General features: G+C 66.9%; 11 protein-coding genes. 6 read left to right on the forward strand and 5 right to left on the reverse strand.

Annotated features, from left to right (window positions below):
* The first annotated feature begins 55 nt into the window (after positions 1-55).
* Complete coding sequence (locus tag C4S73_RS11980; protein ID WP_103872722.1) at positions 56-403, forward strand: hypothetical protein; 348 nt, start codon at positions 56-58, stop codon at positions 401-403.
* Positions 404-406: 3 nt separating this feature from the next.
* Here the strand turns inward: C4S73_RS11980 and C4S73_RS11985 are convergent, their stop codons facing one another.
* Positions 407-2593 carry a primosomal protein N' gene (locus C4S73_RS11985; protein ID WP_103872723.1) on the reverse strand — a complete coding sequence of 729 codons (2187 nt, stop codon included), beginning with the start codon at positions 2591-2593 and terminating at the stop codon, positions 407-409.
* Positions 2594-2640: 47 nt separating this feature from the next.
* On the opposite strand from C4S73_RS11985, the gene C4S73_RS11990 reads away from it, so the two are divergent.
* The gene (locus C4S73_RS11990; protein WP_103872724.1) at positions 2641-3579 is read left to right on the forward strand and encodes a tyrosine recombinase XerC; all 939 of its coding nucleotides are present in this window, start codon (positions 2641-2643) and stop codon (positions 3577-3579) included.
* A gap of 85 nt (positions 3580-3664) precedes the next feature.
* Positions 3665-4228 carry a DUF4337 domain-containing protein gene (locus C4S73_RS11995; RefSeq protein ID WP_103872725.1) on the forward strand — a complete coding sequence of 188 codons (564 nt, stop codon included), beginning with the start codon at positions 3665-3667 and terminating at the stop codon, positions 4226-4228.
* 7 nt (positions 4229-4235) lie between these two features.
* On the opposite strand, the gene C4S73_RS12000 is transcribed toward C4S73_RS11995, so the two are convergent.
* From C4S73_RS12000 to C4S73_RS12015, 4 genes are all read right to left on the reverse strand, one after another.
* Entirely contained in the window at positions 4236-5615 is a 1380-nt protein-coding gene (locus C4S73_RS12000) for an amidase (RefSeq protein WP_103872726.1), read from the reverse strand.
* A gap of 20 nt (positions 5616-5635) precedes the next feature.
* The gene (locus C4S73_RS12005; RefSeq protein WP_103872727.1) at positions 5636-6496 is read right to left on the reverse strand and encodes an ABC transporter permease; all 861 of its coding nucleotides are present in this window, start codon (positions 6494-6496) and stop codon (positions 5636-5638) included.
* Positions 6493-7440 (reverse strand): ABC transporter permease, encoded by a 948-nt coding sequence (locus C4S73_RS12010; RefSeq protein ID WP_103872728.1) that lies wholly within the window; start codon positions 7438-7440, stop codon positions 6493-6495. The genes C4S73_RS12005 and C4S73_RS12010 overlap by 4 nt, the downstream gene beginning before the upstream one ends.
* A 184-nt stretch (positions 7441-7624) precedes the next feature.
* On the reverse strand, positions 7625-9115 hold the full coding sequence (locus tag C4S73_RS12015) for an ABC transporter substrate-binding protein (RefSeq protein ID WP_103872729.1): 1491 nt from the start codon (positions 9113-9115) through the stop codon (positions 7625-7627).
* A 214-nt stretch (positions 9116-9329) separates the two neighbouring features.
* Here C4S73_RS12015 and uxaC point away from each other — a divergent pair, with 214 nt between their 5' ends.
* From uxaC to C4S73_RS12030, 3 genes are all read left to right on the forward strand, one after another.
* Positions 9330-10745: a glucuronate isomerase gene (gene uxaC / locus C4S73_RS12020; protein ID WP_103872730.1), complete on the forward strand. Its 1416-nt coding sequence runs from the start codon at positions 9330-9332 to the stop codon at positions 10743-10745.
* Positions 10742-12214 (forward strand): mannitol dehydrogenase family protein, encoded by a 1473-nt coding sequence (locus C4S73_RS12025; RefSeq protein WP_103872731.1) that lies wholly within the window; start codon positions 10742-10744, stop codon positions 12212-12214. Before uxaC ends, C4S73_RS12025 begins: the two co-directional genes overlap by 4 nt.
* A gap of 193 nt (positions 12215-12407) precedes the next feature.
* Positions 12408-13268 carry a transporter substrate-binding domain-containing protein gene (locus tag C4S73_RS12030; RefSeq protein ID WP_103872732.1) on the forward strand — a complete coding sequence of 287 codons (861 nt, stop codon included), beginning with the start codon at positions 12408-12410 and terminating at the stop codon, positions 13266-13268.
* The last annotated feature ends 90 nt before the right edge of the window (positions 13269-13358 follow it).

Consider the following 13358-nt stretch of genomic DNA (forward strand, 5'->3'; position numbering starts at 1 on the left):
TTGACGCAACCATTTGTTGTATTTGCGTCGACATGCAACATCGGGGGAAGGCATTATGAAGCGCGTGAAACTCGCGGCGGCGGGCCTGACGGCGCTTGCCGGCCTGCTGGCGGCGGAATCGTCCGTGGCGCAGTTCGAACGTTCGCGCCGCTCCGTGTCCGCCGACAGGCCAACACTCATCTACAGCTATTGGAACTGCCGGACCGGCATCATCCAAGCGGTCAATGGCGAGGCCGAAAAAGGGCGCATCACCACCCGCGAAGCCACCCAGAAACGCTGCGGCAATCGCACGCAGCCCGTCATCGAGGTGATCTACACGCCGCCCGCAAATTTCAGGGGCGAGGACGACGTCTATATCCACTCAGGCAATGGGCAGAAACGGATTTATCTGACGGTCAGGTAGCCGTCACAGAAAGCTCTGCGGATCGACATCGACGGCGACGCGCACGGAGCCCTTCGGCTTTGGCGCCCGCTTGAGCCAGGCGCGCAGGTAGTCCTGCAGGTTCACGTCGCGCGTCGTCTTGACGATCAGGCGCATGCGATGGCGGCCGCGCAGCACTGCGAGCGGCGCTTCTGCCGGCCCCAGTACGAAAACACCCTCTGGAACCTCGGCGCAGCGCGCCAGTGCGCGGGCATGACTTTCGGATTCCGGCTGGCTGTTGGCCGAGATGATCAGCCCGGCGAGCCGGCCGAAGGGCGGCAGGCCTGCAGCCTCCCGCGAGGCCGTCTCTGCGGCATAAAACCGCTCCGGATCGCCGGAGATCAGCGCCTTCAGCACGGGGTGGCCGGGGTCATGCGTCTGCAGCAGAGCGCGGCCGGGTTTCTCGCCGCGTCCTGCGCGGCCCGTCACCTGTCGCAACACCTGGAAGGTGCGTTCGGCCGCCCGCGGGTCGCCCGAGGTCAGGCCGAGATCGGCGTCGATCACCCCGACCAGCGTCATGCCGGGGAAATTATGGCCCTTGGCGACGAGCTGCGTGCCGATGACGATATCGAATTCACCCTCGGCAACGGCCATCAGCTCCTGTTTCAGCCGCTCTGTACCCCCCGGGAAATCGCTGGAGAGCACGATCGAGCGCGCCTGCGGAAACCGCGTCGCGACCTCCTCGGCCAATCGCTCGACGCCAGGACCACAGGCAGTGAGGCTTTCGGGCGCGTGGCAGGCCGGGCATTCATGCGGCCGGCGCTCGACATGGCCGCAATGATGGCAGACCAGCGCGCGACGGAAACGGTGATCGACCAGCCAGGCCGAGCAGTTCGGGCATTGGAAGCGGTGGCCACAATCGCGGCACAGCGTCAGCGGCGCATAGCCGCGCCGGTTGAGGAAGAGCAGCGACTGCTCCTTGGCCTCCAGATTGACCTGGATCGCCTTGACCAGCGCGTCGGAAATCCAGCGCCCGCGCTCAGGCTTGTCACGACGCAGGTCGACGAGACCCAGCGTCGGTAATTGGCGCCCGCCGAAACGCTCCGGCAGCTTGAGATGCACATAGCGCCCGCGCTCGGCATTGATGCGCGTTTCCAGCGAGGGCGTCGCCGATGTCAGGATGACCGGGGCGTTCTCGATGCGCCCGCGCACCACGGCCATGTCGCGGGCATGATAGCTGACACCGTCCTCCTGCTTGTAGGCGGCCTCGTGCTCCTCATCGACGACGATCAGCCCGAGCGTCCTGTAGGGCAGGAACAGCGCCGAGCGCGCGCCGGCCACGACCTTGGCCTCGCCGCTCGCGATCGCCGCCTGCAGGCGCTCGCGCTTGCGCCCTGTCACCGCCGAGTGCCACAGGCCCGGCCGCACGCCGAAACGCGCCTCGAACCGGTCGATGAACTGTGCCGTCAGCGCGATTTCCGGCATCAGGATCAGGCTCTGCCGGTCCTGCCGGATCGCCTCGGCGACCGCTTCGAAATAGACCTCGGTCTTGCCCGAGCCGGTGACGCCTTCGAGCAGGGTCACGCCGAAACCATTCGCCTGCACCGAGGCGACGAGCGCAGCGGCAGCGCTCGACTGCCCCTCCGACAGCGTCGGTTTGGCATGATCGGGATCCGGCAACGCCGCAATCGCATCGCGCGGCAGCGGCTCAACCGCGAAGGTGCCGGCATCGACAAGGGAATCGATCACCGCCGCACTGACCGAGGCAGCCTCGGCAAGAGCCGATTTGGCAATCAGCAGACCGCCCTCGGCCGCCGCGATCGCCCGCATCCGCGCCGGCGTCATCCGAGCAGGTGGTGCGCCGACGAGCCTGACGCCGAGCCTGGGACGCTCCGGCGTATCGTCGGGCGGGCGCCTGAGCGCCAGTGCCAACACCGACCCCTTCGGGGCGAGCGTGTACCACGCCACCCAGTCGACGAGCTTCATCAGGGCCGGATCGAGCGGTGGCATGTCGAGCCGTCCGGTGACGCGCTTGAGATTGCCGCCGCGTCCGGCGCCCCGGCTCCAGACCACGCCGGTCGTCTCGCGCGGGCCAAGCGGCACCTGCACGACATCGCCGAGCTTCAGGACGAGTCCGGCAGGCACCGCATAGCTGTAGGCCTGATCCAGCCCGAGCGGAATCAGCACATCGACCGTGCCGCCCTCTTCCAACTCGATCGGCTGTTCATTCATGCGCCCGTGTCTAGCATCGATTCGGGCCCTGTTAAGGCAGTGGCGTCATGCTCTCGATCATGACCGATTTTGAGACCCTCCGCCGCGACTGGCTCAACCATCTTGCTCACGAGCGCCGCCTCTCGCCGAAGACCCTCGAAGCCTATGGCCGGGATCTCGGCCAGTTCAGTGCTTTTCTCGACGGCCATCTCGGCGGCACGGCGTCGCTGGCAGACATCGCAGCGCTCAAACCGGTCGATCTGCGCGCCTTTCTCGGCCAGCGCCGCCGCGACGGGGTCGGCAACCGCACCTTGATGCGCCAGCTCGCGGCGCTGCGCTCCTTCGCCCGTTTCGGCGAGCGCACCGGCAAGCTGACGGCCGCGGCTTTTGCGGCGACACGCGGCCCGCGCATCGGCAAATCCCTGCCCCGCCCCCTCGATGCCCAGGCGGCGAAGGCGGTGACACGCGCCGACACCCGCGCCGGCGAGGAGCGCGAGGCCTGGATCCTGGCGCGCGACGCCGCCGTTCTAGCACTGCTCTATGGCTGCGGGCTGCGCATTTCGGAAGCCCTGTCGCTCTCCCGCGCCCAGGCCCCCAAAAGCGCCGGCGACACGCTGACCGTCATCGGTAAGGGGCAGAAGACCCGCATGGTGCCGGTCCTGCCCGTCGTAATCACCGCAATCGAAGAATATCTTGCACTCTGCCCCTGGCGCCTGCCGCTAGACGGGCCGCTCTTCTTGGGAGCCAAGGGCGGGCCGCTTTCGCCGCGCATCATCCAGCTCGCAGTGGAGGGCCTGCGGGGCGCGCTCGGCCTGCCGTCCTCGGCGACGCCGCACTCCCTGCGCCATTCCTTCGCGACGCATCTGCTCGGGCGCGGCGGCGATCTGCGCGCCATCCAGGAATTGCTCGGCCACGCCTCCCTCTCGACGACGCAGATTTATACACGCATCGACTCGACCCGGCTGATGGCGGCCTATGACGCGGCGCATCCGCGCGCGAGCCGTTGATTGCGGTTCGCCGAAAAAGCCGTCTTGATTTCGTCATGCAACACGGTCATCCCCGCCCTGCGATTCCAGGGGAACGAACCAAATCATGACGTCAGCAACGCCCGACATCACTGATGGCAAGAACAAGCGCATCGGTCTGCTCATTGCCATATTGGCCTTGCTGCTCGCTTTTTCGGAGATCGGCGGCAAGAACGCCGAGCAGGACGCGCTGGCGAAGAATGTCGAAGCCTCCAATCTCTGGGCGTTCTTCCAGGCCAAGACGATCCGCGGCACGACATTGCGCACCGCCGCCGAGGCGATGGAGGTCGATTTGGCCGGTGTCACCGATCCCGCAGCCAGAGACCGTATGCAGAAGCGCATCGCGTCCTGGCAGGCCACCTTCGCGCGCTATGATTCCGAGCCGGAAACCAATGAAGGCCGCAAGGAACTGATCGTGCGCGCCAAGGCAGCCGAAGCCCAGCGCGATATTTCGAGCGCTCGCGACGACAAATACGACATCGTCTCGGGGCTCCTCCAGATCGCGATCGTGATCTCGTCTGCCGCCATTATCACCGGCGTGAGCCTGCTCGCATGGACAGGCGCCGGCCTCGGCCTCGCCGCGCTCGCATTGATGTTCGTGGCGCAACTCGCACCGACCGCGCTGTTCTGAAGCGAACTCAGCGCGGCCAGGGCACCTCGCCGCCGCGCAGGCTCTCCCAGGCCCTGGCCATCCTGAGGACGCCGAGATCGTCGAAGCGCCGGCCGGTGATCTGCAGCCCGATCGGCAATCCACCCGCAGTCAGACCGGCATGGACCGAGACCGAGGGCTGGTCCGACATGTTCGCCGCCACGGTGAAGCAGATATGCTCGAAGGGGCGCTGCGGATCGTGGATCGGCGACGCGAGTTCGGCTGCAAAGCTCGGTACGGGCGATACCGGCGAGAGGACGAAGTCGAAGGGCGCGCTCGCTTTCAGGGCCGCATCGCGGATCGCCAGCATCTGGCTCATGCCGCGATAGACGCGTTCGCCGCTCAGGGCCCGCCCACCCTGCGCCCAGGCGTAGATATAGGGCAGGACCTTCGCCTGCCTCGCCTCGGACAGCCTGCCAATATCGGCCCAGGCGCGCTGGCGCCAGAAATCGTCGAGACCATCGAGCATCTCGCGGGTCAGAAACGGTGCTGCGGGCTCGACGCTCGCTCCAGCCGCGGCAAACGCCTTCGCCGCGGCCTCGATCGCAGCGCGAACCTCAGGTTCGACCGGCAGGCCGATGCCGGCATCGAGCTGCAGCCCGAGGCGCAGGCCCTTCACATCCATTTCCAGCGCGAGCCAATCTATGTCCTGTGGTGGAAGGCTCATGCCGTCGCGGGCATCGGGCTTGGAGAGCTCCCGCATCATCCGGGCCGCATCCGCCGCGTTGCGCGTCATCGGTCCGGCCGCCCGACCGTAATAGCTCGGATCGATCGGCACCCGCCCGAAGCTTGGTTTGAGGCCGACAAGCCCACACCAGCCCGCCGGCAGGCGGATCGAACCGCCGATATCGGTACCGACATGCAGCGGTCCGTAGCCGGCAGCTCCAGCTGCCCCCGCCCCGGCCGAAGAGCCGCCGGGGTTCTTCGAGAGATCCCACGGATTGCGCGTCAGCGGGTGGAAGCTGGAGAGGCCCGACGACAACATGCCGTAATCGGGCATCGTCGTCTTCGCAAGGATGACGCAACCGGCCTCGCGCAAACGGGCGGCAGGCGGCGCATCCTCGGTCGCGGGCACCAGATCGCGCGCCGCCGTCCCCAGCGGAACGGCCACGCCGCGTGTCGCGATATTCTCCTTGATCGTGCAGGGAACGCCGTCGAGCGGGAGGGGCTGGCCGGCACGCCAGCGCCCTTCCGAGGCTTTCGCGGCCACGCGTGCGCCGGCCGGGTCGTAGGCGTAGAGCGCCCGCAACTCAGGCTCCCGCGCCTCGATCCGCGCGATCACGGCCTCGGTCACCTCGACCGGAGACAAGCTCCCGTCCGCATAGGCCGCCAGCAGCGCGACGGCACTCAGATCGGCGATATCGGTCATGGCGTATCCTTCTTCTGATCTTACCGGGCCCGCCGCAGGCGCGGGTCGAGCGCATCGCGCAGGCCGTCGCCCAGCAGGTTGAAACCGAGAACCGTCACCGCGATCGCAGCGCCCGGAAACACAGCGAGCCAGGGCTGCATCGCCATGAAGGTCTGGGCCTCGTTGAGCATGCGCCCCCAGGAGGGATTGGGCGGCTGCGTGCCCAATCCCAGATAGGACAGCCCGGCTTCGGCCAATATGGCGAGCGCGAATTGGATCGTCGCCTGCACCACCAGGACCCCGGCAATATTGGGGAGCACATGGCGCCCTGTGATCTGCCAATTGTCGAGCCCGGCAGCCCGCGCCGCCTGAATGTAATCCTGCGTCCAGATCTGGAGCGCCGCCCCGCGCGCAAGACGCGCAAAATAGGGCAGGTTCAGCACGCCGATCGCGACCACCGCGTTGAGCATGCCCGGCCCCGCAATCGCGGTGATCATGATGGCGGTAAGCACGGCGGGAAAGGCGTGCGTGAAATCGGCCGTCCGCATGATCAGATTGTCCAGCCAGCCGTCGCGGCGGATCGCAGCGAGCAGGCCAAGCGTCGCGCCGAGGATCATGCCGATCCCGACCGCGCCCAGGCCAACGGCAAGCGAATTGCGCGCACCGACCATGATCATCGAGAGCACGTCGCGGCCGAACTGGTCGGTGCCGAACCAGTTGGCGCCAGATGGTGGCTTCAGCCGGTTCAAAATCATCATCTGCGTCGGTGGATACGGCGTCCAGAGCCAGGAGATCAGCGCCAATCCAACGATGAGACCCGTCAATGCCGCCCCGAGCAGGAAGGACGGTCCCGTCCACCAGGGCCTCTGACGAGCAGGGATCGGGGCTTGCGCAAGCGTCATGACACTTGCCGCAGGCGGGGGTCGATGACGCCGTAGAGCAGTTCCACCGCAAAGTTGAGCAGGATCGCCAGCGCCGCAAACAGCATGACGAGGTCCTTGACCACGATCAGATCGTGCTGGGCGATCGACTGGAAGACGAGCCGCCCCAGCCCCGGCAGCGCAAAGACATTTTCGATGATGATGGCGCCGGCGATCAGCACCGAAAATTGCAGGCCGAGAATGGTCACCACGGGGATCAGCGCATTGCGCAGCGCATGACGCAATATGGTGACACGCTCGCTCAGCCCCTTGGCGCGGGCGGTGCGGACGAAATCCTCCTGCAGCGTGTCGAGCATCGAGGAGCGCGTCACCCGCGCCAGAATGGCAGCTTGAGGCAAAGCGAGCGCCAGCGCTGGCATCGCGAGCGCCTTGAACCCGGGCAGGAGCCCGGCCTGCCAGCCCGGAAACCCACCGGCCGGCAGCCAGCCAAGTCCGATCGCGAAGACGAGCACGAGCAACAGCCCGAACCAGAAATTCGGAATGGCAAGCCCTGCCTGTGCGAACACCATTACCGCCGCATCAGCCGGCCGGTTGTGCCGCGCCGCCGCGAGGATGCCGAGCGGCATGCCGATCAGCGTCGCCAGCGCGATCGCCAGCAGCGCCAGCGGCAGCGTCACCGCCATCCGTTCCGCGATGAGCTGCGCGACCGGAACGCGATAGGTGTAGCTCAGCCCGAAATCGCCCGTGAGCATCCCGCCGATCCACAGGACGAAACGCAGCGGCGCCGGCCGATCGAGCCCCATCTCGGCTCTCAGCGCGGCCAGCGCTTCAGGCGCGGCATTGAGGCCGAGCGTCACCGCAGCCGGATCGCCCGGCAGAACCTCCAGCATCAGGAAGATCACCAGCGCAGCGCCTGCCAGCGTGGCACCGAGCGCGAAGAGGCGGCGTCCGATGTAGGGAATCACGCGTCAGCCCGCTTCACGACGGTGTTTTGCGGGGACCTTCCCACGCCCGCGCCGTCATCCTGGGCGCAGCGAAGCGAAGACCCGGGATCCATCGTAGAGCGCAGCGCGCTGTGATGGGTCCCGGGTTGACCTACGGTCGCCCAGGATGACGGCGAGAGTGTCATGCTTCGCTTTCCGAACGACCTCAGCGCCAGCGCACCTCGGCCAGCGGCGTGATCGGCAGCGGCCAGTCGGTCCACATGCCCTCGAGAGCGGCCGCCGTCACGGTGATCTTCGGCAGAATGAACAGGAAGCCGTTGACCGCATCGCGCGCCAGCATGCGCTGCGCCTCGCCATAGAGCGCGTTGCGCTCGGCATCGGGCAAGGTCACCGCGATCTTCGCCATCAGCGCCTTGAACTCGGGGTTCTTGTACTGGAAATAATAGTCGTCGCGCGCGTAGATATCGATGTCGAGCGGCTCTGTATGGGCGATCACGCTGAGATCGTAATCCTTGCCGCGGAAGACGCGCTCCAGCCATTGCGGGAATTCGAGCGGCTCGATTGCGGCATTGATCCCGATCTGCGCCAGCAGCGCCGCGATGATCTCGCCCGAGCGCCGGGCATAGGCCGGCGGCGGGAGTTTCAGCGTGCAGTTGAAGCCGTTCGGGAAACCGGCCTGCGCCAGCAGCGCCTTGGCCTTGGGGATATCGACCGGATAGGTCCCGGTCAGATCGACATAGGCCGGGTGCAGCGGCGAGAAATGGCTGCCGATCAGATCGACATCGAAGCCGTAGACGCCGAGCGCAATCGTCTTGCGGTCGAGCACATGGGCGATGGCCTGACGGACCCGCAGATCGTTGAAAAGCGGCTTGCCGTTGTTGATGGCCAGCACGACCTCGCCCTCGGTCTTGCCGATAGTGACTTTGAGCTTCGGATCGGACTTGAGTTGCGCCACCGCCTCTGGCGCCGAGAGATTGGTCTGGGCATCGACATCGCCGGCACGCAGGGCGGCTACCTGTGCCTGCGGATCGGACATGAAGCGGAAGACCGCCTTCGCCAGAGCGGGCTTTTCGCCCCAATAACCGTCGAACCGCGCGAGTTCTAACCGATCGCCGCGATTCCAGCGCATGAACTTGAACGGACCAGTGCCGACCGGGCTGGTCTTGTTGCCAGCGGCAGTTGCCGGCGCGACGATGACCGCATCGCCCCAGGCGAGACCGTAAAGGAAATTTGCCGTCGGCTGCTTCAGCCTGATCACCACTGTCGCCGCATCGGGCGTGGCGATCTCGGCGATCGGCGCGAAGAGCTGACGCTGGGCATTGGTCGAATCGGGCGCGACGGCGCGATCGAACGAGAATTTCACCAGTTCCGAGGTGAACGCCGTGCCGTCATGGAAGCTGGCGTTGGTCCTCAGCTTGAACGTGTAGGTCACATTGTCGGCTGCGACCGCCCAGCTTTCGGCGAGACAGGGCACGATCTTGCCCGTCCGGTCCATCTTGACCAGGCCTTCGAAGATGTTCTGCAGCGTGACCTCGCGGATCGCCTGCGCCGCGCCCGATGTCGGATCGAGCGTCGGCGGCTCCAGCGTCATGGCGATCGTGACGCTGTCCTTGCCCTGCGCCCGCGCCACGGCCGGCACATGCGCGGCAAGCGCCGCCAGTCCCGCACCCGCCAGCAGATCACGCCGCGTTGTCATCTCGTCCGCTCCAGGCCACGACCTATCGGGTCGCCATGCGGCGGAGGATGGCGCGGGAGGCGACGCCAGCGCAACCCCGGAAAGCCTGTTATCATGGCCGGCAAGCGACCGCCCGCCTGCGCGCTCGGCACGCCGCGCTGGCGCACTAGTATACCAGAAGATTGACCCAAGCGGCCCCCGGCACTAGACATCATCAGATAGCCCGGAGCTGACAATGCTGCTGCATGATGACCGCCTGTTTCCTGCCGACCCGGTGACGCGCGGGATCGCGCGCAGGCTCTATGCCACGATCCGCGACCTGCCGATCATCTCGCCCCATGGCCATACCGATCCACGCTGGTACGCCGAGGACAACGCGTTTCCCGATCCCGCGGCGCTGTTCGTCAAGCCCGACCATTACATCTTCCGCATGCTATATTCGCAGGGCGTCCAGCTCGAGCAGCTCGGTATCGCCCGCAAAGATGGCGGCAAGGATGGGGGCAAGGTCGAGACCGACCCGCGCGCCATCTGGAAGCTCTTCGCCAGCCACTGGCACCTGTTTCGGGGAACACCGACACGGCTCTGGTTCGAGCACGCCGCCTCGGCCAGCTTCGGCATCAACGAGCGCCTGACGCCGGACAATGCCGACCGCATCTATGACCGCATCGCCGAGAAGCTGGAGCAGCCCGAGTTCCGGCCGCGCGCCTTGTTCGAGCGCTTCAACATCGAGGCGATCTCGACCACCGAAGGCGCGCTCGACGACCTCAGATGGCACGACATGATCCGCGCCTCGGGCTGGGGCGGCAAGGTCGTGACCGCCTATCGGCCCGACAGCGTCGTCGATCCGGAGTTCGAGGGCTTTGCCGACAATCTCGACCAGTTCGGCGAGCTGACCGGCGAGGATGTCACGAGCTGGACCGGCTATCTCGCCGCGCACCGCCAGCGCCGGGCCTATTTCAAGGAGCGGGGCGCCACCTCCTCCGATCACGGCCACGCCACGGCCCGCACCGCCAACCTCTCGCAGGCCGACGCCGAAAAGCTCTTCGCCAAGGTGCTGAAGGGCAAGGCCTCTGCCCAGGATGCCGATCTCTTCCGTGGGCAGATGCTGACCGAGATGGCCAAGATGAGCCTCGATGACGGGCTCGTCCTGCAGATCCACCCCGGCTCCTATCGCAACCACAACCCGCATCTCTTCGCGGAGTTCGGCCGCGACATGGGCGCCGACATTCCGCGCCAGACCGAATATGTCTCTGCGCTGAAGCCCCTGCTCGATGCGGTCGGCAACGAGCCGAACCTGACCGTCATCGCCTTCACGCTCGACGAGACCAGCTATTCGCGCGAACTCGCGCCGCTCGCCGGGCACTACCCGGCACTGAGGCTCGGGCCGGGCTGGTGGTTCCTCGATGCTCCCGAGGCGATGCTGCGTTTCCGCGAACTGACCACCGAGACAGCGGGCTTCTACAACACCGTCGGCTTCAACGACGACACCCGCGCCTATCTCTCGATCCCCGCCCGCCACGACGTCGCCCGCCGCTGCGACTGCGCCTATCTGGCAAAACTCGTAGCCGAGCACAGGCTCGACGAGGATGAGGCGGCCGTGGTGGCCCATGATCTCGCCTATCGCCTCGCCAAGGAAGCTTACCGCCTGTGACGCGCCTCTCCTCCTCCACGCTCGGCAGCCTGCCGGCCTCCGTCCGTCGCCCGGGCTATGACCGCGCCGCCCTCACCCCCGGCATCGTGCATCTCGGGCTCGGCGCCTTTGCCCGCGCCCATCTCGCGGAATACACCGACGATGCCCTGGAAAAGCGCTTCGGCGCCTGGGGCATCATCGGCGCAAGCCTGCAGCGCCCAGACCAGCGCGACAGGCTCAAGCCGCAGGACGGGCTCTATGCCTTCCTCAAGCGCGCGCCGTCAGGCCCGGAGCTGCGCATCATCGGCGCGGTGCTCGACGTGCTGGTCGCGCCGGAGAACCCTGCCGCGCTGGTGGCCCGTCTCGCCGCGCCCGAGACCCGCATCGTCTCGCTGACCGTGACCGAAAAGGGCTATTGCCACGATCCGGCGACTGGGCGGCTCAAGGCCGACCATCTCGATATCGTCCATGATCTTGCAAACCCCGATGCACCACGCTCCGCCATCGGCCTGCTCGTTGCAGGCCTGCGCGCCCGCAAGGCTGCCGGACTTGGCCCCTTCACCGCGCTCTGCTGCGACAATCTCCCCTCCAACGGCCAGGTCCTGCGCGGCCTTGTGCGCGATTTCGCGGCATTGACGGACGACAACCTGGCCAGTTGGATCGAGGCGAACGGCGCCTTCCCGGCGACGATGGTCGACCGCATCGTGCCCGCGACCACCGATGGCGATATCGCCGAGGTCGCAGGCCTGCTCGGCCTCGACGACGCCGCCCCTGTGATCGGCGAGCCCTTCCGGCAATGGGCGATCCAGGACGTCTTCGTCGCTGGCCGGCCCGATTGGCACGAGGCCGGTACGCAAATGGTCTCGGAGGTCGCGCCCTTCGAATTCATGAAGCTGCGCATGCTCAACGGCGCGCATTCCTCGCTCGCCTATCTCGGCTATCTCGCTGGCCATGAGACGGTCGCCGAGGCCAGCGGCGACCCGGTCTTCGCCCGCTTCCTGCAGGGCCTCTGGTCGGAAATCATCCCGACCGTCCCGGCACCGCAGGGCGTCGCGCTGACCGATTACGCCGATGCATTGCTTGCCCGCTTCCAGAACCCGGCGATCCGCCATCGCACTTGGCAGATCGCCATGGACGGCTCGCAGAAGCTGCCGCAGCGCCTGCTCGGCACCATCCGCGAGCGGCTCAAGGCCGGCGCGCCGATCGACCACCTTGCTTTGGGCGTCGCCGCCTGGATGGCCTATGTTTCCGGCACCGACGAGAAGGGCGCAGCGATCGACGTCCGCGATCCGCTCGCAGCCGAGTTCAAGCGGCACGCGACGCAGGCAGGCCGCAACGCGCAGGCCCTGAGTGCAGCGCTGCTAGGGATCGAGGCGATCTTCGGCACCGACCTGCCGCGCGAGGAGCGCTTCACCAAAGCGGTCTCCGGGCATCTCGACACCCTCTTCGCAAAGGGCGCGAAGGCAACGGCGGCCGCGCTCGCCTCGTAGCACACGCCGGAACCACCCCGTCATTCCGGGCGCAGCGAAGCGAAGACCCGGCATCCATCGTAATGCGCACCGCCCTTCGATGGATTCCGGATCAGCGCCGCTGACGCGGCTTGTCCGGAATGACTGCGCTTGGGAAACGACAACGCGGCACGGGGCGCTTGATCCCGCGCCCAACCTCGCGCCAGATGCAGCGATGAGCCGTCTCTTCGCTGCCCTGACCCGTATTGCTCTGATCCTTGTCATTCTGACGTCGGCCGGCGTTCACCCGGGCGCCCGTGCGCAGGACGCCTCGCGCGTCGTCGTGCCTAATTTCTGGGACCCGCGCATCAGGGTCGACAGGCCCGAGCCCGGCCCGCCACGCGTGGTCCGGTTCCTGACCGATGACGACTACCCGCCGCTGCATTTCACCGGCCCTGACGGCAACCTGACCGGCTTCTCGGTCGAGCTCGCGCGCGCCGCCTGCGAGAGGCTGGCCTGGACCTGCACGGTGCAGGCCCGCCGCTTCGACACCCTGCTCGACTCGCTCAGTGAGGGACGTGGCGACGTGCTGGCGGCAGCGATCAATCTGACGCCACAGATCCGCGAGCGCTTCGCTGCCAGCAACCTGTATTTCCGCGCGCCCGCCCGCTTCGCCACGACCCGCGGCAACGCGAAGGCCGAACTCGATACGCGCACCCTTCAAGGCAAGCGCGTCGCCGTCGTTGCCGGAACGGCGCATCAGGCTTTCCTCGAACGGCTGATGCCCTTCATCCAGCGCCGCGAAAGCGGCTCGCTCGCCAGCGCCGTCACGGCGCTGCGCAGCGGCGACGCCGAATACATCTTCGCCGATGGCGTCGCACTCGCGCTCCTGCTCGCAAGCACTGGCGGCAACGAACTCGCCTTCTCCGGCGGCCCGTTTCTGGAAAGCCGCTATTTCGGCGAAGGCGTCGCCTTTCTCACGCGAAAGGACGACGCCGGCCTCAAGCGCGCGCTAGACTATGCGCTGCAATCGCTCTGGGACGACGGCAGCTATGCGCGGCTGTATCTGCGCTTCTTCCCGGCGAGTCCGTTCTGAGCCGGCACCGGTCGCCGGCCTTCACTGCGCCGCACTGTCCCGGTCGCCGATACTCTCGGCGAGGCGCAGCAGATATCCATCCGGGTCCTG

Origin of the sequence: Allobosea lathyri, assembly GCF_900108245.1 — a bacterium.
GTDB lineage: Bacteria > Pseudomonadota > Alphaproteobacteria > Rhizobiales > Beijerinckiaceae > Allobosea > Allobosea lathyri.